Annotated in this window: 23 protein-coding genes; 7 read left to right on the top strand and 16 right to left on the bottom strand. The window is 71.9% G+C overall.

Features of this window, described 5'->3' with window-relative positions:
• Positions 1-34 precede the first annotated feature (34 nt).
• Both TPA0908_RS31095 and gabT read left to right on the top strand, forming a co-directional pair.
• The gene (locus TPA0908_RS31095) at positions 35-1,471 is read left to right on the top strand and encodes a gamma-aminobutyraldehyde dehydrogenase (protein ID WP_281944026.1); all 1,437 of its coding nucleotides are present in this window, start codon (positions 35-37) and stop codon (positions 1,469-1,471) included.
• A 3-nt stretch (positions 1,472-1,474) separates the two neighbouring features.
• The gene (gabT, locus tag TPA0908_RS31100) at positions 1,475-2,746 is read left to right on the top strand and encodes a 4-aminobutyrate--2-oxoglutarate transaminase (RefSeq protein ID WP_281944027.1); all 1,272 of its coding nucleotides are present in this window, start codon (positions 1,475-1,477) and stop codon (positions 2,744-2,746) included.
• Between the two features lie 79 nt (positions 2,747-2,825).
• Here the strand turns inward: gabT and TPA0908_RS31105 are convergent, their stop codons facing one another.
• Positions 2,826-3,485: an RlpA-like double-psi beta-barrel domain-containing protein gene (locus TPA0908_RS31105; RefSeq protein WP_281944029.1), complete on the bottom strand. Its 660-nt coding sequence runs from the start codon at positions 3,483-3,485 to the stop codon at positions 2,826-2,828.
• Between the two features lie 208 nt (positions 3,486-3,693).
• Here TPA0908_RS31105 and TPA0908_RS31110 point away from each other — a divergent pair, with 208 nt between their 5' ends.
• On the top strand, positions 3,694-4,152 hold the full coding sequence (locus tag TPA0908_RS31110) for a hypothetical protein (protein WP_281944031.1): 459 nt from the start codon (positions 3,694-3,696) through the stop codon (positions 4,150-4,152).
• Positions 4,153-4,168: 16 nt separating this feature from the next.
• On the opposite strand, the gene TPA0908_RS31115 is transcribed toward TPA0908_RS31110, so the two are convergent.
• The 9 genes from TPA0908_RS31115 to TPA0908_RS31155 form a co-directional block, all read right to left on the bottom strand.
• A complete protein-coding gene (locus TPA0908_RS31115; protein WP_281944033.1) occupies positions 4,169-4,480 on the bottom strand; it encodes a helix-turn-helix domain-containing protein in 312 nt (103 codons plus the stop codon).
• Complete coding sequence (locus TPA0908_RS31845) at positions 4,477-4,647, bottom strand: type II toxin-antitoxin system RelE/ParE family toxin (RefSeq protein ID WP_374709284.1); 171 nt, start codon at positions 4,645-4,647, stop codon at positions 4,477-4,479. Before TPA0908_RS31845 ends, TPA0908_RS31115 begins: the two co-directional genes overlap by 4 nt.
• Positions 4,648-4,909: 262 nt before the next feature.
• Positions 4,910-5,923 (bottom strand): agmatinase, encoded by a 1,014-nt coding sequence (gene speB, locus TPA0908_RS31125; RefSeq protein WP_281944035.1) that lies wholly within the window; start codon positions 5,921-5,923, stop codon positions 4,910-4,912.
• Positions 5,920-7,122 carry a saccharopine dehydrogenase family protein gene (locus TPA0908_RS31130; protein ID WP_281944037.1) on the bottom strand — a complete coding sequence of 401 codons (1,203 nt, stop codon included), beginning with the start codon at positions 7,120-7,122 and terminating at the stop codon, positions 5,920-5,922. The genes speB and TPA0908_RS31130 overlap by 4 nt, the downstream gene beginning before the upstream one ends.
• A complete protein-coding gene (locus TPA0908_RS31135) occupies positions 7,122-8,543 on the bottom strand; it encodes an NAD(P)/FAD-dependent oxidoreductase (RefSeq protein ID WP_281944039.1) in 1,422 nt (473 codons plus the stop codon). Before TPA0908_RS31135 ends, TPA0908_RS31130 begins: the two co-directional genes overlap by 1 nt.
• A complete protein-coding gene (locus tag TPA0908_RS31140; protein ID WP_281944041.1) occupies positions 8,540-9,370 on the bottom strand; it encodes an ABC transporter permease in 831 nt (276 codons plus the stop codon). Before TPA0908_RS31140 ends, TPA0908_RS31135 begins: the two co-directional genes overlap by 4 nt.
• Positions 9,367-10,275 (bottom strand): ABC transporter permease, encoded by a 909-nt coding sequence (locus TPA0908_RS31145; protein WP_107157750.1) that lies wholly within the window; start codon positions 10,273-10,275, stop codon positions 9,367-9,369. The genes TPA0908_RS31140 and TPA0908_RS31145 overlap by 4 nt, the downstream gene beginning before the upstream one ends.
• Positions 10,272-11,426 (bottom strand): ABC transporter ATP-binding protein, encoded by a 1,155-nt coding sequence (locus tag TPA0908_RS31150; RefSeq protein ID WP_281944044.1) that lies wholly within the window; start codon positions 11,424-11,426, stop codon positions 10,272-10,274. Before TPA0908_RS31150 ends, TPA0908_RS31145 begins: the two co-directional genes overlap by 4 nt.
• Positions 11,427-11,431: 5 nt before the next feature.
• Positions 11,432-12,616, bottom strand: a complete 1,185-nt coding sequence (locus TPA0908_RS31155) for a polyamine ABC transporter substrate-binding protein (RefSeq protein ID WP_281944046.1) — start codon at positions 12,614-12,616, stop codon at positions 11,432-11,434.
• Positions 12,617-12,821: 205 nt separating this feature from the next.
• Between TPA0908_RS31155 and TPA0908_RS31160 the strand changes: the two genes are divergently transcribed.
• A complete protein-coding gene (locus TPA0908_RS31160) occupies positions 12,822-13,334 on the top strand; it encodes an Lrp/AsnC family transcriptional regulator (protein ID WP_281944047.1) in 513 nt (170 codons plus the stop codon).
• On the opposite strand, the gene TPA0908_RS31165 is transcribed toward TPA0908_RS31160, so the two are convergent.
• Together TPA0908_RS31165 and TPA0908_RS31170 are read right to left on the bottom strand one after the other, a co-directional pair.
• Positions 13,313-13,510 carry a DUF397 domain-containing protein gene (locus TPA0908_RS31165; RefSeq protein ID WP_281944049.1) on the bottom strand — a complete coding sequence of 66 codons (198 nt, stop codon included), beginning with the start codon at positions 13,508-13,510 and terminating at the stop codon, positions 13,313-13,315. The two genes, TPA0908_RS31160 and TPA0908_RS31165, sit on opposite strands and share 22 nt — an antisense overlap.
• Positions 13,501-14,244: a helix-turn-helix domain-containing protein gene (locus TPA0908_RS31170; RefSeq protein WP_281944196.1), complete on the bottom strand. Its 744-nt coding sequence runs from the start codon at positions 14,242-14,244 to the stop codon at positions 13,501-13,503. Before TPA0908_RS31170 ends, TPA0908_RS31165 begins: the two co-directional genes overlap by 10 nt.
• Before the next feature lie 529 nt (positions 14,245-14,773).
• Between TPA0908_RS31170 and TPA0908_RS31175 the strand changes: the two genes are divergently transcribed.
• Positions 14,774-16,120 (top strand): aspartate aminotransferase family protein, encoded by a 1,347-nt coding sequence (locus tag TPA0908_RS31175; RefSeq protein ID WP_281944050.1) that lies wholly within the window; start codon positions 14,774-14,776, stop codon positions 16,118-16,120.
• A gap of 3 nt (positions 16,121-16,123) precedes the next feature.
• Positions 16,124-17,500 carry an NAD(P)/FAD-dependent oxidoreductase gene (locus tag TPA0908_RS31180; protein WP_281944051.1) on the top strand — a complete coding sequence of 459 codons (1,377 nt, stop codon included), beginning with the start codon at positions 16,124-16,126 and terminating at the stop codon, positions 17,498-17,500.
• An 8-nt stretch (positions 17,501-17,508) separates the two neighbouring features.
• Here the strand turns inward: TPA0908_RS31180 and TPA0908_RS31185 are convergent, their stop codons facing one another.
• Positions 17,509-17,886, bottom strand: a complete 378-nt coding sequence (locus TPA0908_RS31185) for a DUF3499 domain-containing protein (protein ID WP_107157757.1) — start codon at positions 17,884-17,886, stop codon at positions 17,509-17,511.
• Positions 17,887-18,041: 155 nt separating this feature from the next.
• On the opposite strand from TPA0908_RS31185, the gene TPA0908_RS31190 reads away from it, so the two are divergent.
• A complete protein-coding gene (locus tag TPA0908_RS31190) occupies positions 18,042-18,491 on the top strand; it encodes a metallopeptidase family protein (protein ID WP_107157758.1) in 450 nt (149 codons plus the stop codon).
• Positions 18,492-18,560: 69 nt separating this feature from the next.
• On the opposite strand, the gene TPA0908_RS31195 is transcribed toward TPA0908_RS31190, so the two are convergent.
• The 3 genes from TPA0908_RS31195 to TPA0908_RS31205 form a co-directional block, all read right to left on the bottom strand.
• Entirely contained in the window at positions 18,561-18,821 is a 261-nt protein-coding gene (locus tag TPA0908_RS31195; RefSeq protein WP_013284161.1) for a WhiB family transcriptional regulator, read from the bottom strand.
• 455 nt (positions 18,822-19,276) lie between these two features.
• Positions 19,277-19,615, bottom strand: coding sequence for a phospholipase (locus tag TPA0908_RS31200; RefSeq protein WP_281944058.1), 339 nt, complete (start codon positions 19,613-19,615; stop codon positions 19,277-19,279).
• Positions 19,616-19,629: 14 nt separating this feature from the next.
• On the bottom strand, positions 19,630-21,027 hold the full coding sequence (locus TPA0908_RS31205) for a DUF4331 domain-containing protein (RefSeq protein ID WP_281944060.1): 1,398 nt from the start codon (positions 21,025-21,027) through the stop codon (positions 19,630-19,632).
• Positions 21,028-21,070 lie beyond the last annotated feature (43 nt).

Raw genomic sequence — 21,070 nt, forward strand, 5'->3', positions numbered from 1 at the left:
ACCTTCCTTCCGGCCACCCTCTCGGAGACTTGAGATGAGCGACCAGCAGCAGCTGCGCAACTTCGTCAACGGCGAGTACGTCGACCCGGTGGACGGCGGCTACGCCGATCTGGTCGACCCGTGCACCGGCGAGGTGTTCGCCCGCGCCCCGGTGTCCGGGCCGGCGGACGTGGACGCGGCGATGCGGGCCGCCTCCACCGCGTTCGAGGGCTGGCGGGACGCCACCCCGGCGGAGCGGCAGCGGGCGATGCTGAAGTTCGCCGACGCGGTGGAGGCCCGGGCCGCCGACCTGGTCGACGCGGAGGTGCGCAACACCGGCAAGCCCCGGCAGCTCACCACCGACGAGGAGCTGCCCCCGGCCGTGGACGAGCTGCGGTTCTTCGCCGGCGCGGCGCGCCTGCTGGAGGGGCGTTCGGCGGGTGAGTACCTGGCCGGCCACACGTCGTACGTGCGGCGCGAGCCGATCGGCGTCTGCGCGCAGGTGACGCCCTGGAACTACCCGCTGATGATGGCGGTCTGGAAGATCGCCCCGGCCCTCGCCGCGGGCAACGCGGTGGTGCTGAAGCCGTCGGACACCACGCCGGTGTCGACGCTGCTGCTGGCCGAGATCGCCGCCGAGCACCTGCCGCCGGGTGTGTTCAACGTGGTCTGCGGCGACCGGGACACCGGTCGTACGCTGGTCTCCCACCCGACCCCGCAGCTCGTGTCGATCACCGGCTCGACCCGGGCGGGCATGGAGGTCGCCGCCGCGGCGGCGCCGGACCTGAAGCGGACCCACCTGGAGCTGGGCGGCAAGGCCCCGGTGGTGATCTTCGACGACGCGGACGTGGCGGCGGCGGCCGAGGCGATCGCGGTGGGCGGCTACTTCAACGCGGGCCAGGACTGCACGGCCGCGACCCGGGTGCTGACCGGCCCGGGCATCCACGACGACTTCGTGGCCGCGCTCACCGAGCAGGCCCGCAACACCCGCACCGGCGGGCCGGACGACGCGGACGTGCTCTACGGCCCGCTGAACAACGCCAACCAGCTCGCCCGGGTCAGCGGCTTCGTGGACCGCCTGCCGGATCACGCGGACGTCACCACCGGCGGCAGCCGGGTCGGCGAGCGGGGCTTCTTCTACGCCCCGACCGTGGTCTCCGGCGTCCGGCAGGCCGACGAGATCATCCAGGACGAGGTGTTCGGGCCGGTGATCACCGTGCAGCGGTTCTCCGACGAGGACGAGGCGGTGCGCTGGGCCAACGGCGTCGAGTACGGCCTGTCCGCCTCGGTCTGGACCCGCGACCACGGCCGGGCCATGCGGATGACCCGCCGGCTGGACTTCGGCTGCGTCTGGGTGAACACGCACATCCCGTTCGTGTCGGAGATGCCGCACGGCGGCTTCAAGCACTCCGGCCACGGCAAGGACCTGTCGGTCTACAGCCTGGAGGACTACACCCGGATCAAGCACGTCATGCACCACATCGAGGGCTGATTCATGGCATCCAGCGAGGAGCTGCGCAAGCGCCGGGCGTCGGCGGTGGCCCGGGGCGTGGGCAGCGTCGTCGACGCGTACGTCGACCGGGCGGGCGGCGGCACGCTCACCGACGTGGACGGGCGGGAGTGGATCGACTTCGCGGCCGGCATCGCGGTCACCAACGTGGGCAACTCCGCCCCGAAGGTGGTCGAGGCGGTCCGCGCCCAGGTCGAGCGGTTCACCCACACCTGTTTCATGGTCGCGCCGTACGAGTCGTACGTGGCGGTGTGCGAGCAGCTCAACGCAGTGACGCCGGGCGGCTTCGAGAAGCGGTCGGCGCTGTTCAACTCCGGCGCCGAGGCGGTGGAGAACGCGGTGAAGATCGCCCGGCACGCGACCGGGCGGCCGGCGGTGGTGGTGTTCGACCACGCTTACCACGGTCGGACCAACCTGACCATGGCGTTGACCGCGAAGAACATGCCGTACAAGCACCGGTTCGGGCCGTTCGCCGGGGAGGTCTACCGGGTGCCGATGTCGTATCCGCTGCGCGACGGCGGGCTCGACGGGGCGACCGCGGCGGCCCGGTCGATCGAGATGATCGAGAAGCAGGTGGGCGCGGAGAACGTGGCCGCGCTGCTGATCGAGCCGATCCAGGGCGAGGGCGGCTTCGTCGTACCCGCCGAGGGGTTCCTGCCGGCGTTGCGCGAGTGGGCGACGGCGGCCGGGGCGGTCTTCGTCGCCGACGAGATCCAGACCGGTTTCTGCCGCACCGGCGACTGGTTCGCCTGCCAGCACGAGGGCGTCGAGCCGGACCTGGTCACGCTCGCCAAGGGCATGGCCGGCGGGCTGCCGCTGGCGGCGGTGACCGGGCGGGCGGAGCTGATGGACGCGGTGCACGTCGGTGGTCTCGGCGGCACGTACGGCGGCAACCCGGTCGCCTGCGCCGCCGCGCTCGCGGCGATGGAGACGATGCGGGAGCTGGATCTGCCCGCCGCCGCGCGCCGGATCGGCGCGGTGATGGGCGAGCGGCTGCACGCGATCGCCGCCCGCGACCCGCGGGTCGCCGAGGTACGCGGCCGGGGCGCGATGCTCGCCGTGGAGATCGTGCAGCCGGGCGGGACCACCCCCGATCCGGTCGCCACGGCGGCGCTGTCGGCGGCCTGCCACGCGGCCGGGCTGCTCACCCTGACCTGCGGGACCTACGGCAACGTGCTGCGTTTCCTGCCCCCGCTGGTGATCGCCGACGGCGAGTTGGGCCGGGGCCTCGACATTCTCGATGCCGCGTTCGGCTGACCCGGCCGCCCCCTGATCGTGGAGCACCACGGGCCTGATCCCCCCAGGTCCCGCCCGTGGTGTTCCACTCCCCTCGTGGTCAGCGCAGCAACTGCACCGTGTTGCGGCGGATGACGTTCTTGCCCGGCTCGCGGACCAGGTCCATGGCCGCGGCGTTGAGCAGCACGCAACTGCCCGACGGCCCGACCACGGTCACGGTGGCGCTCTTGTTGTTGTCCAGGTTCGTCACCCGCAGCCGGGTGCCGACCGGGAACTGTCCGCTGGTGGCGGCCGGCGCGCCGACCTCGGCGGAGAACGTGATCGCTCCGGCGCAGACGCTGCCGCCGATCGGCTGCGCGTTGCCGGGCCGCGTCTCGACCGGCTGCCCGCCGCCGGGGGCGGGAGCGGCACCGTCGAGGCGTTCCACCACGTTGCGGCGGATGACGTTCTTGCCCGGCTCGCGGACCAGGTCCATGGCCGCGGCGTTGAGCAGCACGCAACTGCCCGACGGCCCGACCACGGTCACGGTGGCGCTCTTGTTGTTGTCCAGGTTCGTCACCCGCAGCCGGGTGCCCGCCGGGAACCGGTCGCTGGTGGCGGCCGGTGCCCCGCCTTCCGCCGAGAACGTCACCGACCCGACGCAGGCGGACCGCCCGGCCGGCGTGGTCTCCGCGAATCCCATTCCGGTGCCGACCGAGAGGCCCACCGAGGCGACCACCGCCACGGTCGCCGCCAGCACGTGCTTGCGCTGCACCCTCACGTTGTCTCCCGTCGTCGGTGTCCTCGACGCCTGATACGGATGCCAGCCCCGGACCGTTCAGCCGGACCGCCGGTTAGCGGGGCGCCCTGCTGTGCCGGAGGCGTCAACAGGGGGCCGTCCTTCCTGTCCAAGATCTTGCAGCTTGTGGGCTTCGCGGGGGTGGGATGCTGGTGCCGTCCACTTCGGATCCTCGTCCCAGGAGCCGCGCATGCACCAGGTCCGACCATCCCTGCTCGCCGCCGGCCTCACCACGCTGGCCACCGCCGCCGCCCTCGGACTCGCACCGGGCGCCGCGCTCGCCGCCCCGAGCCCGGCCGCCTCGGCCCCGGCGATCTCCGTCAACTGGTTCGGCGCCGCCGACGTCCACGCGCACACCGGCACGGTGCGGGGCCGGTTCGACTGCGGCGACGAACGCGGCCTGGCGTACATCGAGGTGCACCTGGCTCAGCGGGTGCGGGGCACCGACGTCACCGGCTTCGGGTTCGGCGTGATCGGCGCGTGCACCGACGAGCGTACGGCCGGCACCTGGACGGCGACCGTCCCCGCCGACGCGGGCACCTTCCGCCCCGGCCCCGCCACCGCCACCGCCCGCCTGGTCGTCGAGCCCAACTCGCTCACCGAGACCACCGAGCGCCTACGCCTGCTCCCCCACTGCCCGCGTCACTGACCCCCGGTGGCCCTCATCAGGCGATCTGCCGAAGGTCGTCGCCGTAGTCGAAGATGATCCGCAGTCGGGCACCGAGGGCGTTGGCGTACCGGCTCAACGTGGCCACCTCGTTGACGTCGAGGTCACCGTTCTCGATCTGACTCACCCGGCCCGGCGTGACCCCCATGATCTCGGCGACCTGCCGCTGGGTGAGCCCCAACCGCTTGCGCTCCTCGGACAGGTGGAAGGCGCTCACCCAGGCCTCGGTCCGGGCGCGCTCCTGCGCGTACGCCTCGTCGTCGCCGCCGAGTTCGGCGCGGACCTCGTCCCAGTCGTGGAACTCCGTCACGACTCCCCCCTTCGCTCACGTTCGTTGTCGAGCCAGGCCTTGTAGGCGATCTCGGCCGCCGGGATGTGCCGTTGGTACCAGCGGCTCCAGTCGCCCGCCTTGTTGCCGGCGACCAGGAGTACGGCCTGGGACCACGGGTCGAGGACGAACAGCACCCGGATCGCCACGTCGCGACCGGAGCTGGGGCCGCAACTCCTTGAGGTTGCGCAGGCTGCTGCCGCGCAACGTGTCCACGAGAGGACGCCCCAACCCTGGCCCGACCTCGGCCAGCTTGTCCACCGCCACGCGCACGCTCTCGTAGGACGCCGGGTCGTCGTGCCGCAGGTCGCGCAGCCAGTGCCGGACCTCACCGGTGACCCGGACCGACCACCGCTTCCTGTCAGCGCCCATGGCACAACTATAGCTCGGGCTAAACCGGATGGGCCACGTTCAGCGGGCGTCGAGGAGGGGTTGGGTGGGGTTCCAGGTCGTGCCCGTCTCGGCGTCGCGGCGGCGGCGGGCAATCGCGGACAGGGCCTCAAGGACGACGCGGTTGCCGAGGTAGGCGGTGATGTCTGCGTGGTCGTACGGCGGGGCGACCTCGACCACGTCCAGGCCGACCACGGGCAGCTCGTAGCAGACCCGGCGGACTGCGTCGAGCAGCTCGCGGGAGGTGAACCCGCCGGGCTCGGGGGTGCCGGTGCCGGGGGCCATGCCGGGGTCGACCACGTCCACGTCGACGGAGAGGAACACGCCCTCGCACTCGTCGGTGGCGATGCCGAACGCCTCGGTGAGACAGGTGTCCAGGCCGCGCGCCACGATCTCGGTCATCTCGTACGAGCGCATCCGCTGCTCCGCCATCCAGGCCAACGTGTCCGGGCCGGGCCAGTAGCCGCGCAGGCCGATCTGGAGGAACCGGTCGCCGCGTACCGCGCCGGACTCGATGAGCCGGCGCATCGGCTGGCCGTGCCCGTGCAGCGAGCCGAACTCGACGTCGCCGGTGTCGGCGTGCGCGTCGAAGTGCACGAGCGAGACACGGCCGAGCCCGTGGTGCCGGGCCACGCCGGTGGCGTCCGGCAGCGCGATGGAGTGGTCGCCGCCGAGCACCACCGGGATCGCCCCGGCGGCGGCGACCGCGTGCACGGCGGTCTCCAGCGCGGCCAGCGAGCGTTCGATGTCGCCGCCGAACATCTCCACGTCCCCGGCGTCGTAGACGCACAGGTCCTTGAGCGCGTCCACGCGCAGCGCCAGCGACGGGCGGGAGCCGTCGTGCGGCAGGTAGCAGGCCTGCCGGATGGCGGACGGCCCGAACCGGGTGCCCGGCCGGTGCGAGGTGCCGCCGTCGAACGGCGCGCCGATGACCACCACGTCGGCGTCGGCGTAGGTGACCGGTTCCTCGACCGTGCACGGCGGCACGCCGAGGAACGTGACGTCGGGGCCGTACATCGGGCCGTAGCGGGTCATCGTTCCTCCATCCCCCAGGGGGAACCGTAGTCGGTGAGCAGGTCGAGGAAGGGCGTCGGCGGCAGCGCCTCGGGGCCGAGCACACCCGTGCCGGACCAGGCGCCGGTGGCCAGCAGCTCCAGCGCGACGACCGGGTTGACCGCGGTCTGCCAGACCACCGCCTGGTGCCCGTACTCGGTCATCGACCACTCGTTGTCGACCACGTGGTAGAGGTAGACCCGGCGGGGCCGGCCGTCCGGCCCGGTGCCGGTGACGTACGTGCCGGCGCAGGTCTTGCCGCTCATCCGATCGCCGAGCGTGGCCGGGTCGGGCAGCGCGGCGGCCACCACGTCGCGCGGCGCCACGTCGACGCCACGCACCCGCACCGGGGCGGTCGAGTCCAGGCCGAGCTTGTGCAGCGTGCGCAGCACCTCGATGAACTCCGCGCCGAGGCCGTACTTGAAGGTGACCCGCCTCGCCTTCACCCAGCGCGGGATGAGCAGCACCTCCTCGTGCTCCACGTTGACGCACTCGACCGGGCCGATGCCGGCCGGGAAGTCGAAGACCTCCGGCTCACTGAACGGCTCGGTGGTGAACCAGCCGCGGTCGGCCTCCCAGACCACCGGCGGGTTGAGGCACTCCTCGATGGTGGTCCAGATGGAGAACGACGGCGCGAAGTCGTAGCCGGCGACGGTGAGGTTCGCGCCGTCGCGTACCCCGATCTCGTCGATCTCGGTGAACAGCTCGTCGGCGGCGTAGCGGGCGAACACGTCGGACAGGCCCGGCTCGACGCCGATGCCGCAGAGCGCCAGCCGGCCGGCGGCGGCCCAGCGGTCGGCGGCGGCGAACTGCTCGTCGCCGAGCTTGACGCCGGTCTCCGCGTAGGGGCGGTCGGGGTGCGGCCGGGACAGCGACATGGCCATGTCGAGGTAGTCGGCGCCGGCCGCGAACGCCCCGTCGAAGATCGGCAGGACGAAGCGCGGGTCGACCGCGTTGAACACGTGGGTGATCCGGTGTTCCCGGCAGAGCGCGGCGACCGCGTCGGCGTCCGAGGCGTCGACGGTGGCGGCCACGAACCGGTCGCCGTGTCCGGCGACCGCCCGGGCGGCGCGCGCCGGGTCGTGGTCGGCGACCACCATGGTCTCGAAGAAGGAACGGCGGGCGGCGATGGATACGGCGGCGGAGCCGACGCCACCGGCGCCGACGAGCAGGATACGCATCAGGAGTCGAACCCCAGTCCAAAGCGGTCGAGAGTACGGAGCCAGAGGTTGCGCCGCCCGTCCCGCGCGTCGGCGCGGGCGAGCGACCATCGGGTGAGGTTGATGCCGGCGGCCCGGATCGGCTCCGGCGGGAACGGCAGCGGCTTGCGGCGGACCAGGTCGAGTCGGGTGAGCGGGGTGTCCGCGCCGGCGAGCAGGTCGAGCGTGACCCGCGCGCCGAACCGGGTCGCGCCGACGCCGAGCCCGGTGTACCCGGCCGCGTACGCCAGTCGCCCCTGGTGGGCGGTGCCGAAGAACGCGCAGAACCGGGTGCAGGTGTCGATGACGCCGCCCCAACGGTGGCTGAACCGCAGCCCGTCCAGTTGCGGGAACGTGGTGAGGAAGTGCGCGGCCAGCGTGTGGAACGTGGCCTCGCGTTGTTCCAGCGCGGGGGCCACCCGGTTGCCGTAGTGGTAGACGGCGTCGTAGCCGCCGAACAGGATCCGGTTGTCGGCGGTGAGCCGGTAGTAGTGGAACTGGTTGCCGGTGTCCGCCAGCCCCTGCCGGTTGCGCCAGCCGACCGCGTCCCGCTGGGCGGCGGTCAGCGGCTCGGTCATCAGCGCGTAGTCGTAGACCGGCACGGTCCAGGCGCGCAGTCGGCGCAGCAGCGGCGGGAACGCGTTGGTGGCCAGCGCCACCCGGGCCGCGCGTACCGCGCCGGGCGCGGCGTCCGCGCCGCCGGCCGTGGTGGCGCGCAGCGCCGGGCCGTCGGCGGTCAGCCCGGTGACCCGGGTGTGCTCGTGGATCCGGACGCCGAGGTCGAGCGCGGCCCGGCGCAGCCCCCAGGCGAGCTTCGCCGGGTCGAGCAGCGCCGTCCCGTCGGTGTCCCAGAGCCCTCCGAGGTACGTCGGCGAGGCCACCTCGGCGCGTACCTCGTCGCGGTCGAGCAGCCGCACGTCGCGGCCGTGCCGGCGGCCCAGCTCGGCGTCGGCGGCGAGCCCGTCGAGCTGGTACGGCGCGACGGCCACCGCCAGTTCGCCGGTGCGTTCGAAGTCGCAGTCGATGCCGTGCCTGTCGATCGTCGCGCCGATCGCGTCCAGGTTCTCCCGGCCGAGCCGTTCCAGCTCGCCGATCTCGTCGGGGAACCGCTCGACGCCGTTGGCCAGCCCGTGCGTGAGCGACGCGGCGCAGAACCCGCCGTTGCGCCCGGACGCCGCCCAGCCACAGGTGCCGGCGTCGACCAGCAGCACGTCGCGGTCCGGGTCGGCCTCCTTGGCCAGCAGCGCGGTCCACAGCCCGGCGTATCCGCCGCCGATCACCAGCAGGTCGGCGGTCGCCGGGCCGGTGAGCGGCGGCAGCGGGTCGGGGCGTGTCGGGCGGTCCAGCCAGTACGGCACGGGCGCGGCGTCGGCCAGCGCCCGGCCGGTATGCGGGAGCGTCATGGCCTGCCCGCCGGGGTGGCGATCACCGCGAGCGCCGCCTTGCGGGCCCGCCGGCCGCGCAGCGAGCTGGCCCCGACCAGCAGCAACGCTATTCCGAACATGGCCGTGCCGATGACGTTGACCTGCGGCGGGATGCCCCGCTGGGCGGCGCCCCAGACGTACATCGGGAACGTGACGGTGGTGCCGGCGTTGAAGTTGGTGATGATGAAGTCGTCGAAGCTGAGTGAGAACGCCAGCAGCGCGGCGGCGACGATGCCGGGCAGCACCAGCGGCAGCGTGATCCGGCGGAACGTCTGCCACTCGCTGGCGTACAGGTCCATGGCGGCCTCCTCCAGCCGCCGGTCCATGCCGGCGAGCCGGGCCTTCACGGTGACCACCACGAACGACACGCAGAACATCACGTGCGCGATGACGATGGTCCAGAAGCCCTGCGGCACGCCGGCGGCGACGAAGAGCGCGAGCAACGAGGTGCCCATCACCAGCTCCGGGGTGGCCATCGGCAGGAAGATCAGGCCGTTGATCCCGGACCGGCCGCGGAAGCCGTGCCGGACCAGCGCGAACGCCATCAGCGTGCCGAGCACGGTGGAGACCACGGTGGCGATCAGACCGATCTCCATGCTGCGCACCACCGCGTCGCACATGTCGGCGGTGGCGCAGGGGCGGGCCCAGTTGTCCAGCGTGAACTCGTTGAAGTCGTAGGAGACCCGGCTGGACGGGCGGTTGAAGGAGAGCCCGGCGACCACCAGGATCGGCAGCGTGAGGTAGCCGAGCACGAGCAGGGCCACGCCCATCACCCACCGGTCGGCGAGCCAGCGTCGCGCGTTCACAGCACCTCCTCCGTGCCGGCCCGGCGCAGGTAGGCGAAGACGATCACCAGGATCGCGGCCATCAGCAGGAACGACAGCGCCGCGCCCTGCGGATAGTCGAGCCGGACCAGGAACGCCGAGTCGATGACGTTGCCGATCATGTACTCGTTCGGCGTGCCGAGCAGCTCCGCGTTGATGTAGTCGCCGGTGGCCGGGATGAAGAACAGCAGCGTGCCGGCGATCAGGCCGGGCATCGACAGCGGCAACGTGACCCGGGCGAACGCGCGCAGCGGGCTCGCGTACAGGTCGCTCGCCGCCTCCAGCAGCCGGGGATCGAGCCGCTCCAGGCTCGCGTACAGCGGCAGCACCAGGAACGGCAGGAAGTTGTACGTCAGGCCGAGCACCACCGCGATCGGGGTGGCCAGCAGCCGGCCGTCCGGCCCGAGCAGGTGCACGTCGCGCAGCAGTCCGACCACCGCGCCGTTGTCCGACAGGATGGTCTTCCAGGCCAGCGTGCGCACCAGGAAGCTGGTGAACATCGGCGCGACCACGGCCACCAGCAGCAGGTTCTTCCAGCGGCCGGCCTTCTGCGCGATCGCGTACGCCAGCGGGTAGCCCATCAGCAGCGCCAGCACCAGCGCGATCGCCGAGTACAGGAAGGACCGCAGGAACTGCGGCCAGTACGCCTGCAACGCGTCCGGGTAGTTGCCGACCGCCCAGGTCATCGCGTACCCGGTGGAGAGCGAGCCGGCCGGGTCGTAGAGGCTGGCGGCGGCGAGTTGCAGCAGCGGCAGCGCGAAGAAGACCAGCAGCCAGGCCGCGCCGGGCAGCAACAGCAGGTACGGCAGCAGCCGGTTCCGCCCGCGCCGCGCCGGCGGGGGCGCGGGTGACCCGGCGGAGGTGGGGACGTGGGCCAGCGCGGTCACGGCAACGCCCCGACCGGCGGCTCGTCGAGCAGCGGCGTGGTCTGGTCGTCCGCCCCGCCGGCCCGGGGCAGCAGGAACGCGTGCCGGGGGTCCCAGTGCGCGGTCACCGGCGTGCCGGTGGCGAGCCGACCGCCCAGCCCGCTGTTCGCCGCGAACACGGACAGCTCGCTGCCCCACGCGGTGCGCACCAGGTACTGGGTGCTCACCCCGACGTAGGAGGCGTCGGTGACCACGCCGCCGACGTGCTGGTGGCCGGCGGGCACCTCGTCGGGGCCGTCGACCAGGTGCAGCTTTTCCGGGCGTACGCCGAGGAAGGCCGGCCCGTCGACGAGCCGGGCCCGGCCGGCGGGCACCGAGAAGCGCGCGCCGTGCGCGGTGACCAGCACGTCGTCCCCGGCGTGGCCGCCGGCCTCACCGGCGAGCAGGTTGGACTGGCCGAGGAAGTTCGCCACGAACGCGGTGGCCGGGTACTCGTAGATGTCAGCCGGCGCGCCGAGCTGCTCGATCCGGCCGGCGTTCATCACCGCGACCGTGTCGGCCATCGTCATGGCCTCCTCCTGGTCGTGGGTGACGTGCACGAACGTGATGCCGACCTCGGTCTGGATGCGCTTCAGCTCAAGCTGCATCTGCCGGCGCAGTTTCAGGTCGAGCGCGCCGAGCGGCTCGTCGAGCAGCAGCACCTGCGGGTGGTTGATGAGCGCCCGGGCCAGCGCGACGCGCTGCTGCTGGCCGCCGGAGAGCTGGGCCGGCCGGCGTCGGCCGTACCCCTGGAGCTGCACCAACGCGAGCATCCGCTCGACCTGGTCGCCCACCTTGCGGATACCCCGGCGGCGCAGCCCGAACGCCACGTTCTCGTGGATGTCGAGGTGCGGAAAGAGCGCGTAGCTCTGGAACACGGTGTTGACCGGCCGCTTGTACGGCCGCAGCCCGGTGATGTCCCGGTCGCCGAGCAGCACCTGCCCGCCGGTCGGTGTCTCCAGCCCGGCGATCATCCGCAGTGTGGTGGTCTTGCCGCAGCCGGACGCGCCGAGCAGGGCGAAGAACGAGCCCTGCGGAACGGTGAGGCTGAGGTCGTCCACGGCGGTGAAGACGCCGAACCGCTTGGTCAGGTCGGCCAGTCGCAGATCGCCGGCCGGTGTTTCCTGCGCCATCTGCCTCACGCCCCGATGACCTGCTGGAACTTGGTCTCGTACTCCTTCTCGCGTTGCTCGTCGAGGGCCATGAAGACCTTCGACTTCGCCAGCATCGCGTCGTCCGGGAAGATCAGCGGGTTTCCCGCCAGGTCCGGGTCGATCTTCTCCATCTCGGCCTGCGCGCCCTGCACCGGACAGATGTAGTTGACGTACGCGGCCAGCTTCGCCGCCACCGCCGGGTCGTAGTAGTAGTTCATCAGCGCCTCGGCGTTGGCCTTGTGGGTGGCCTTGTTCGGCACCAGCATGTTGTCCGACCAGAGCATCACGCCGGACTCCGGCACCACGAACTTGATCTTGGAGTCCTCGAAGCCGAGCTGGATCACGTCGCCGGACCAGCCGATGCACGCGGCGATGTCACCCTTGGCCAGGTCGGGCGCGTAGTCGTTGCCGGTGAAGCGCCGGATCTGCTTGCTGTCCACGGCCTTCTTGAGCTTGTTCAGCGCGTCGTCGAACTGGGCCGGGGTGAAGTTGGCCGGGTCGTGGCCGTTCGACTGGAGCAGCAGGCCCATGGTGTCGCGCATCTCCGACAGCGCGGTCACCTTGCCCTTGAGGTCGGGGCGGGTGAGCAGCTCGTCGACGGTGCGGATCTCCTTGGCCACCTTGGCGTTGTAGGCCAGACCGGCGAGGCCGGACTGCCATGGGATCGCGAGCTGGGTGTCCTTGTCGAAGGACCGGCCACGCAGCGACGGCAGCAGGTTCGCCTCGACATTTCCGATCTTCGCCTTGTCCAGCTTCTGGACCCAGCCGAGCCGGATCATCCGGGCGGCCATCCAGTCGGTGAGCACCATGATGTCCCGGCCGGTGCTCTGACAGCCGGCGAGCTGGTTCTGCACCTTGCCGAAGAACTCGTTGTTGTCGTTGACGTCCTCGGTGTAGGTCACCTGGACGCCGGTGCTGGCGATGAACGCGTCGAGCGTGGGGCGCTTCGACTCGTCCTTCTCGTCGGTGTCCATGTACTGCGGCCAGTTCGAGAACGCCAGCTTCTTCTCGGTGGCGGACACGTCGTCGCTCTTACAGCCGGCCTCGGTCTGCTGGGCGCCCTTCGTGCCGCAGCCGGCAAGCGTGCCCGCGGTGGCGAGCAGCGCGGCCGAGCCGAGCGTTCCGGTGAGCAGACCACGCCGGGTGAGCGTCCGGAGGGGACTACGCATGTGACGACTCCTTGGGGGCATCGTCGGCGGCGGGACGGGGGTGGCTCGCCGGCGGGAGGTCAGTGGCGATGGAGGCCTGATCCTGACATGAGGAACCCTCTCTCACAAGGGATTCCGTTGTGGGAATAGCTAAGGACCACGAATTACGCCAGACTGCGCCGGGGCACTACGCTTCTGCACAGCGAATCGGACATGGGGAGCGGCGATGGCCAACCGGCAACTGGAGAACGGCAACGGCACCCGCCGCGTCACCGTGCGTGAGGGCTCCAATCACGCTCTGTTGGACGACGTGGCCAAGCAGATCATCGAGCAGCTCCAGGAGGACGGCCGCCGCCCGTACGCGAGCATCGGCAAGGCGGTCGGCCTCTCCGAGGCGGCGGTACGCCAGCGCGTGCAGCGCCTGCTCGACGCCGGCGTCATGCAGATCGTTGCGGTGACCGATCCGCTCCAACTCGGCTTCCCCCGGCAGGCCATGATCGGGCTGCGCACCGACGGCGACCTGGAGCCGGTGGCCGACCGGCTCGCCGAGTTCGAGGAGGTCGACTACGTGGTGATCACCGCCGGCTCGTTCGACCTGCTGGCCGAGGTGGTGTGCCGCAACGACGCGCACCTGCTGGAGATCCTCCAGAAGCTGCGCGGCGTGCCCGGGGTGCTGTCGACCGAGGCGTTCGTCTATCTCAAGCTGCGCAAGCAGACCTACACCTGGGGCACGGCCTGAGCCTGGCCGACGAAGGCCCGCCAGGCGGTCGGCGTGAAGCTGAGCGTGCCGCCGGCGCGGTCCTTGCTGTCGCGCACCAGCACCCGACCGGGCAGGTTGTCGGCCACCTCGACACAATTTCCGCCGTTGTTGCTGCTGCGGGTCGCGGTGCGCCAGCGGGCGCCGGTCATGTCCATGTCTCCGCCACTCCCCTGATCAGCTCCATCGAGCGCCGCCGGGGCAGCGCCTCGCCGGTCACGCTCTCCCACCTCCGACCCAGGCTAGCCACGTCGACCGGATCGGTCACGACCTGACCGCGAAGCTGATTGTCGAGATACGCCAATTCCGTCCCGTCGGGCAGCCGGCCCAGCACGAACGGGCCGGCCAGCCCGGTGTGCCACGGGTTGTCGGCCGGAATCACCCGGACCTGGACGTGCTCCCACTCGGCGACCGCCGCGAGATGCCGGAGTTGCCCGGCCATCACCGACCCGTCGCCGACCGGCCGGCGCAGCACCACCTCGTCGATCACCACGACGAGTTGCGGCGGGTCGCCCCGGTCGAGGACGCGCTGACGCGCGATCCGGCTCGCCACGATCTCGTCCACCTCGGCGGGCGGCAGCAACGCGCCGGTGCCCAGCACCGCGCGGGCGTACCCCTCGGTCTGGAGCAGGCCCGGCACGAGCAGCGGCTCATACGATCGCAACGAGGTGGCGTCCTGCTCCAGGTCGGCCCACGGGCGGAACCACGGCAGGTCGCGGCGGCGGAACGGCTCCGGCCACAGCTCGGCGACCTCGCGGCCCAGCACCTCGGCGACCGCGACCCGGCTGTGCGGATGCGGGATGCGGTCGGCCGTCAGCCAGCGTGCCGCCGTCTTCGGATCGACCTGGACCTTCGCGGCAAGCGACTCGGCCGTCTCGCCCCGCTCCGCCATCGCCAACCGCAGCACCTCGTTCGCCAACGGACCCCTCCGCCCTCGTCACTCGACGGCCGGCGGCGGGACACCCCGCTCACCGTCGCGTCGCTCGATGCGCTGCGCCGCACGATAGCCACGCTGCGTGTGCACGTCTGCGGTCCACCGGCGTGTTGCGGTGGGACGTGTTGGCGGACGTCCCGAACGTCCTCGACCGCTGTCCGAGACCGGACGGGCGGCGCTCCGCGCGGGGTGGGGCTGCCGGGCCCTACGAACTTGATGGCGTGGACGGCTCACGACGGTGAACCGTCCACGCGCTCAAGTTGGTAGCCGGTGAGCGCACTCGCCGCCCGGACGCGCCGGGTTCGCCGGGACGACGAATCACGAGGGTGCGGTTTCCGTTGTGTGGAAGCCCACAGCGCGCCGAATTCGTCGCGCCTACCCTCCTGCGCCACCGATAACACTTGCCTTGGCCGTATCGACTGTGGGATAACCGTGGACAGAGCGGCCGGTGTCACCCCTGACCGGCCCGAGACCCGATGGGGCTGACATGGCCAACGCCACCGACCACCTCTGGATGCACTTCACCCGGATGGCCAGCTACTCCGCCGGCGAGGTTCCGACCATCGTGCGGGGCGAGGGCGCGTACGTCTGGGACGCGCAGGGCCGCCGCTACCTCGACGGGCTCGCCGGGCTCTTCGTCGTCAACGCCGGCCACGGCCGGACCGAGCTGGCCGAGGCCGCCGCCAAGCAGGCCGGCGAGCTGGCCTACTTCCCGCTCTGGTCGTACGCCCACCCGACCGCCGTGGAGTTGGCCGAGAAGATCGCCGCGCTGACCCCCGGCGACCTGAACCGGATCTTCTTCACCACCGGCGGCTCCGAGGCCGTCGAGGCGGCCTGGAAGCTGGCCCGCGCCTACTTCAAGCGCACCGGCCAGCCCAACAAGCACAAGGTGGTCAGCCGCTACATCGCCTACCACGGCACCTCGATGGGCGCACTGTCGATCACCGGGCTGCCCGGCATCAAGAGCGACTTCGAGCCGCTGGTGCCCGGCGGGATCAAGGTGCCGAACACCAACTTCTACCGCGCTCCGGAGCACGGCGACGACGCCGAGGCGTTCGGCCGGTGGGCCGCCGACGAGATCGGCCGGGCGATCGAACGGGAGGGGCCGGACACGGTCGCCGCGGTCTTCCTGGAGCCGGTGCAGAACTCCGGCGGCTGCTTCCCGCCGCCGCCCGGCTACTTCGCCCGGGTGCGGGAGATCTGCGACGCGTACGACGTGCTGCTGGTCAGCGACGAGGTGATCTGCTCCTGGGGCCGGCTCGGCGAGTACTTCGGCGCCACCCGGTACGGCTACCAGCCGGACATCATCACCACCGCCAAGGGCATCACCTCCGGCTACGCGCCGCTCGGCGCGATGATCGCCAGCGACCGGCTGATGGAGCCGTTCCTCACCGAGACCGGCATGTTCGCCCACGGCGTGACATTCGGCGGGCACCCGGTCTCCTGCGCGGTGGCGCTGGCCAACCTGGAGGTGTTCGCCCGGGAGGACCTGGTCGGGCACGTCCGGGCCAACGAGGACGCGTTCCGGGCCACCCTGGAGAAGCTGACCGACCTGCCGATCGTCGGCGACGTCCGGGGCGACGGCTACTTCTACGGCATCGAGCTGGTCAAGGACAAGACGACCCGGGAGACGTTCGACGAGGCGGAGTCCGAGCGGCTGCTGCGCGGCTTCCTCTCCACCGCACTCTTCCAGGCCGGGCTCTACTGCCGGGCCGACGACCGGGGCGACCCGGTGGTGCAGCTAGCCCCGCCGCTGATCGCCGAGCAACAGCAGTTCGACGAGATCGAGCAGATCCTGCGCACGGTGTTGACCGAGGCGTGGTCCCGGCTGTAGACGGTGCGCTACCAGGAGTTGTCCCACTGGCTGTCCGACCTGGACGAGCCGCTGACCCCACGGCCCGGCCTGCCCGGCGACACGGACGCCGACGTGGCGATCGTGGGCGCCGGGTACACCGGGCTGTGGACGGCGTACTACCTGGCGCGGGCCGATCCGACGCTGCGGGTCGTCGTGCTGGAGCGGGAGATCGCCGGGTACGGCGCGTCCGGCCGTAACGGCGGCTGGTGCTCGGCGCTGTTCCCCACCTCGCTGCCGGCGCTGGCCCGACGCCACGGGCCGGACCGGGCGCTGGCCATGCAGCGGGCCATGCACGACACCGTCCACGAGGTGGGTCGGGTGGCCGCCGCCGAGGGCATCGACTGCGACTGGCGGCCCGGCGGCACCGTGGTACTGGCCCGCACCGGGGCGCAGCTCGACCGGGCCCGCGCCGAGGTCGCCCAGGCCCACGCGCACGGGCTCACCGACGACGACCTGGTGCTGCTCGACGCCGCCGAGGCCACCGCCCGCTGCGCCGCCGACGGGGTACGCGGCGGCACGTACACGCCGCACTGCGCCACCGTGCAGCCGGCGAAGCTGGTCCGGGGCCTGGCCCGGGCGGTGGAGCGCCGGGGCGTACGCGTCTTCGAACGCACCCCGGTCACCGCGCTGCGGCCCGGCGCGGCGGTGACCCCGGCGGGCGTGGTCCGGGCGCCGGTGGTGGTCCGCGCCACCGAGGGCTTCACGCCGGGGCTGCCCGGGCACCGGCGGGCGGTCGCGCCGGTGTACTCACTGATGGTGGCCACCGCGCCGCTGCCGGCGGAGACCTGGGCCCGGATCGGCCTGGCCGACCGGGAGACGTTCGCCGACCACCGGCATCTCATCGTGTACGGCCAGCGCACCGCCGACGGTCGGCTGGCGTTCGGCGGGCGGGGCGCCCCCTACCACTACGGCTCCCGGGTGCGCCCCGGCTTCGACCGGGAGCCCCGGGTGTTCGCGGCGTTGCGCCGCACGCTCGGCGAGCTGTTTCCCGCGCTCGGGCCGGACGTGCCGGTGACGCACGCCTGGGGCGGCCCGCTCGGTGTGGCCCGGGACTGGGCCGCCTCGGTGGGGCTGGACCGCCGCACCGGGCTGGCCTGGGCCGGCGGGTACGTCGGCGACGGGGTGGGCACCAGCAACCTGGCCGGCCGTACGCTTGCCGACCTGATCCGGGGCGAGGCGAGCGACCTGACCGCGTTGCCCTGGGTCGGGCACCGCTCGCCGCGCTGGGAGCCGGAGCCGCTGCGGTGGCTGGCCATGAACGCCGGCTTGAAGATCATGTCGTCGGCCGACGCCACCGAGAACCGCACCCATCGCCCGGCCCGCCGCGCCACCCTCTTCAACCGTTTTCTGGGCCACTGACCCGACGGTCAGTGGTTGGGCGGGATCACCCGGAGGTGGCCGCGACGGCCCTGCTGGTGCGGAGGCTGGGAGTTCGGCTTGGGGTGGGGGTCCTCGGGGGGACGCGGCGGCGCCGGGCGGGCGGCCTCGCGGACCGCCTCGGCCAGCGCGACCAGGTCGTCGGTGGTGGGCGGCGGCGGCTCGAACTCGCCCTCGTGCCGTACCACGTCCCAGCCGCGCGGGGCGGTCAGGCTGCGGGCGTGCTGCTCACACAGGTCGTACGTGTGCGGTTCGGCGAACGCCGCGAGCGGGCCCACCACCGCTGTCGACTCGTTGTAGACATAGGTCAATGTGGCGACCGCTTGCCGGGGGCAGCCGTTACGGGAGCAGCGCCGTGGTGACCTCACGTGCGGCAGGGTATCCCCATTACCGGGTCCGGCGCACCGCTTCGCGTTACGACACGCCCGTCACGGTGATCACAATTCGTCCGATCGGCGCACCGGCGCGCCGGGCGCGCCGCGCGACGGCGGGACGGCCGGGTCACCGGGCTACCCTGTGCGTCATGACGAGCCCGCAGAACAGCCGCCCCGGCTCGGGCCGGCGCACCCACCGCGACCGGCACGGTCGCGGGCTGCGCGGGCGGCTGGTGCCGGCCACCGTGCCGCTGGCCCGGACCAAGGCCGAGGTCTTCGACGACCTGGTGCTCGACACCGTGGAGACGCTCGAACGCCGGTTCGCCAAGGAGCTGGCCGGGGTGGAGTTCGCCGTCGAGGACGTCCCACCGGATCTGAACGTCTACGACTCGGACGTGCTGGAGGACGGCGAGGTGCCGCTCGCCCGACTGCTGCCGGGTCGCCCCGGCCGGCAGGAGGTGCCGCCGCGCATCGTGCTCTACCGGCGACCGTTGGAGTTCCGCGCGATGGACCGGGAGGACCTCGCGGATCTCGTGCACGACGTGATCATCGAGCAGGTGGCGAACCTGCTCGGGGTCGACCCCGACGAGCTGGCCTGATCGCCGGCCCCGTCGCACCCCGCGCACCCCACGGACCCGGGCGGCCCCCACCGCCCGGTCCATGTCGGGTCAGGCGGCCACCCGCCGCTTGAGCTTGCGCCGCTCCCGTTCGGAGAGCCCGCCCCAGATCCCGAACCGCTCGTCGTGGCCGAGCGCGTACTCCAGACATTCCGTCTTGACTTCACACCGCGAGCAGATGCGCTTCGCCTCGCGGGTCGAGCCGCCCTTCTCGGGAAAGAACGCCTCCGGGTCGGTCTGCGAGCAGAGCGCCCGCTCCTGCCACTCCGGCGCGTTCCCGAGCAGGTCGGCCACCTCGAGCTGGCCGTCCATCGATTGCCTCCTTGTCGCGCACCGGCGTCATTCGCCGCTGCAACCCCCCACGCGAAAGGCGTGCTTGTCCGTACGGACCCAATTAGTGCGTTCCGCGCGAACAACCCCATTCAAATTACACGCGTGTAATGCGTGCGCCGTCAAGCCAAACTTGATAATGGAGTCGCCCTCCCGACACGTCCGGCGCGACCGCTGCGGCCGTCCGTAGCCTCGCAACCTGCCCTATCGATTCAGACCCCGGGCGAGTAACGCCCTCCCCGGCGAGTTGCCCCAAGTTTTCTGCCGTGGCGCAACACCGGCGGGCCGGCCGGACGCCCCCGTCGGCCGCCGCCCAAGATCACTAATGGTGGGGCAAAGGTTAACGCGCTCGGCGCGGTACCGCCCGTCCAGCCCGCCAACGCCGACCGCGCCCCGTCCAACATGTGGACGGGGCGCGTGGGTCACTGAGCGTTCGGTCAGTCGGTTCGCGGTGGTGAACTGGTCGGCCAGACGAATTCGGTGATCGCCCCGCCGGTGACGGAGATCGCGCCGGCCGATGTGTCATCGTCCCACCAGACGGTATAAACGCCCGCCTCCAGGTCCGGGTAGACGGCACTGTGGAACACCCCGTCCAGGACGTGCCGCTCCCGTACCGCCGAGTGGGTACGCGGGCCGTCCCGGTCCGCGCGGCTGATCTCGATCTCCCGTCCGTGCAGGTCCCGGCCGGTGTGGATGATCAGTGCGCCGGTGTCGCCGCCGAGGTCGAGCAGCACGGTCCCGCGGTACGACGGGCCGAGGTCGTGGTGCCGGTGCATGCCGCCCCCTCCCCTCAGGACCGCTTCGCCGGCGGGTTGCCGAACCCGTCGTACGGGGTGCCGAGGAACGGGAAGTCACCGAGGAACGGCGCGGTCACGTCCGTCGCGTCCAGACCCGGCGTGACGGCTGCCGCCGCGGCGTCCGGCTTGAACGTCCGGTCGACCAGCGGGACGGTCAACCCGGCGATCGCGCGCAGCGCGATGGTCACCACGTCGTCGGTGACCCGGCGGCCGTTGGGGAAGCCCGCCAGGTCGCCGCCGAGCACCCCGAAACGGTCCGGCCGGGCGCTGGGCCGGATCGCCGTGTTCAGCCGCAGCATGTCGGCCTGGGTGTCGCCGGTGGTGTTCGCGAAGCCGTCGACCAGCCCGGCCGGTACGCCGGTGAGCAGCAGCGCCACCAGGTCGGCGCGCGGCTTCTTCGCCTTGTTCAACGCGTCCAGGTTGGGAAAGACACCCGGATAGAGCACCGGCAGCAGCGCGGCCAGCTCGGGGCGCTCGACGAACCCGGCGAACCGCTTGTCCTCCGACGGCGGCAGCGTGTTCCACAGGTCCTTCTTCGACATCGGCACGATCACCTCGTTGAACAACGGGTTGCCGAGCCGGGACACCTGGACGAAGGGGCCGGTGGCGGTGTCCGCGGACACCCGGTCGCCGAGCACCCGCACCTGCTGCCGGGACGCGGTGGTCCAGACGCCGATCGTCGACGCGCGGTCGGCGTAGCCGTACCGGGCGGCCTTCCGGCGCACCTTGCCCAACGGCACCTGGACCGCGATGCTGTGCACGTTCAGCCGGTCCAACGCGTTGACCGGCTCGCCCTCGGTCTTGAACAGCTTCTTGCCGGCCACGTGGAGCTGCTGGAACGGTCGCAGCGTACCCAGGTCGAACACCGCGCCCAGGTCGACGAAGAACCCGTCGGCGCGCTGGCCGGCGAACACCTTCTCGCCGGTGGACAACTTGAACGTCGCCTGCTTCACCAGGTTCTGGTAGTTCGGCGTGGACAGCGGGCCGACGTTGCACGGCGGGCAGGGCAGCTTGTTCGCCAGCACGTGCTCCCGGCCGTCCGCGATCCGGGTCAGCCTGTAGAACTGCCGCCGGTTCCAGTTCTTGCTGTCAAGCGACTCGATCGGCCCGGTGTTGTAGAGAAAACTGTTCTGATTCGTGATCTCGGTGGTGAATTCGAAACGATAGGTGACGTCCGGGTAACCGTCGCCGTCGTTGTCGACGTGGATCTCGTACCGGACGTCGTCACCGAACTCGAAGAAGTTGGGGCCGCCGGAGGGAAGCTGCACCGGCACGTAGTTGGCGATCAACGTGACCGTGTCCGGCCGGGTCGGGCTGACGAACGCGTACAGGTCGGAACTGTCGGCGACCGGATCCTTGGCGATCTCCGGGGCCTCGCGGTGAGAGGACATGGCGGACCACACCTTCGTCGGGGAAACGTCTGTCGGACCGGCG

This window comes from Micromonospora sp. AKA38 (assembly GCF_027925725.1).
In the GTDB taxonomy this organism is placed as follows: domain Bacteria; phylum Actinomycetota; class Actinomycetes; order Mycobacteriales; family Micromonosporaceae; genus Micromonospora.

What these genes read in the sequence shown, in the direction of transcription:
- TPA0908_RS31170 (WP_281944196.1), bottom strand. Translation starts at nt 14,244, where the DNA reads ATGGCGGAGCGGGGCGAGACGGCCGAGTCGCTTGCCGCGAAGGTCCAG.
- TPA0908_RS31150 (WP_281944044.1), bottom strand. Translation starts at nt 11,426, where the DNA reads ATGGCGCAGGAAACACCGGCCGGCGATCTGCGACTGGCCGACCTGACC.
- TPA0908_RS31175 (WP_281944050.1), top strand. Translation starts at nt 14,774, where the DNA reads ATGGCCAACGCCACCGACCACCTCTGGATGCACTTCACCCGGATGGCC.
- TPA0908_RS31195 (WP_013284161.1), bottom strand. Translation starts at nt 18,821, where the DNA reads ATGGACGGCCAGCTCGAGGTGGCCGACCTGCTCGGGAACGCGCCGGAG.
- TPA0908_RS31205 (WP_281944060.1), bottom strand. Translation starts at nt 21,027, where the DNA reads ATGTCCTCTCACCGCGAGGCCCCGGAGATCGCCAAGGATCCGGTCGCC.
- TPA0908_RS31160 (WP_281944047.1), top strand. Translation starts at nt 12,822, where the DNA reads ATGGCCAACCGGCAACTGGAGAACGGCAACGGCACCCGCCGCGTCACC.
- TPA0908_RS31190 (WP_107157758.1), top strand. Translation starts at nt 18,042, where the DNA reads ATGACGAGCCCGCAGAACAGCCGCCCCGGCTCGGGCCGGCGCACCCAC.
- TPA0908_RS31110 (WP_281944031.1), top strand. Translation starts at nt 3,694, where the DNA reads ATGCACCAGGTCCGACCATCCCTGCTCGCCGCCGGCCTCACCACGCTG.
- TPA0908_RS31200 (WP_281944058.1), bottom strand. Translation starts at nt 19,615, where the DNA reads ATGCACCGGCACCACGACCTCGGCCCGTCGTACCGCGGGACCGTGCTG.
- gabT (WP_281944027.1), top strand. Translation starts at nt 1,475, where the DNA reads ATGGCATCCAGCGAGGAGCTGCGCAAGCGCCGGGCGTCGGCGGTGGCC.
- TPA0908_RS31165 (WP_281944049.1), bottom strand. Translation starts at nt 13,510, where the DNA reads ATGGACATGACCGGCGCCCGCTGGCGCACCGCGACCCGCAGCAGCAAC.
- speB (WP_281944035.1), bottom strand. Translation starts at nt 5,923, where the DNA reads ATGACCCGCTACGGCCCGATGTACGGCCCCGACGTCACGTTCCTCGGC.
- TPA0908_RS31155 (WP_281944046.1), bottom strand. Translation starts at nt 12,616, where the DNA reads ATGCGTAGTCCCCTCCGGACGCTCACCCGGCGTGGTCTGCTCACCGGA.
- TPA0908_RS31135 (WP_281944039.1), bottom strand. Translation starts at nt 8,543, where the DNA reads ATGACGCTCCCGCATACCGGCCGGGCGCTGGCCGACGCCGCGCCCGTG.
- TPA0908_RS31130 (WP_281944037.1), bottom strand. Translation starts at nt 7,122, where the DNA reads ATGCGTATCCTGCTCGTCGGCGCCGGTGGCGTCGGCTCCGCCGCCGTA.
- TPA0908_RS31095 (WP_281944026.1), top strand. Translation starts at nt 35, where the DNA reads ATGAGCGACCAGCAGCAGCTGCGCAACTTCGTCAACGGCGAGTACGTC.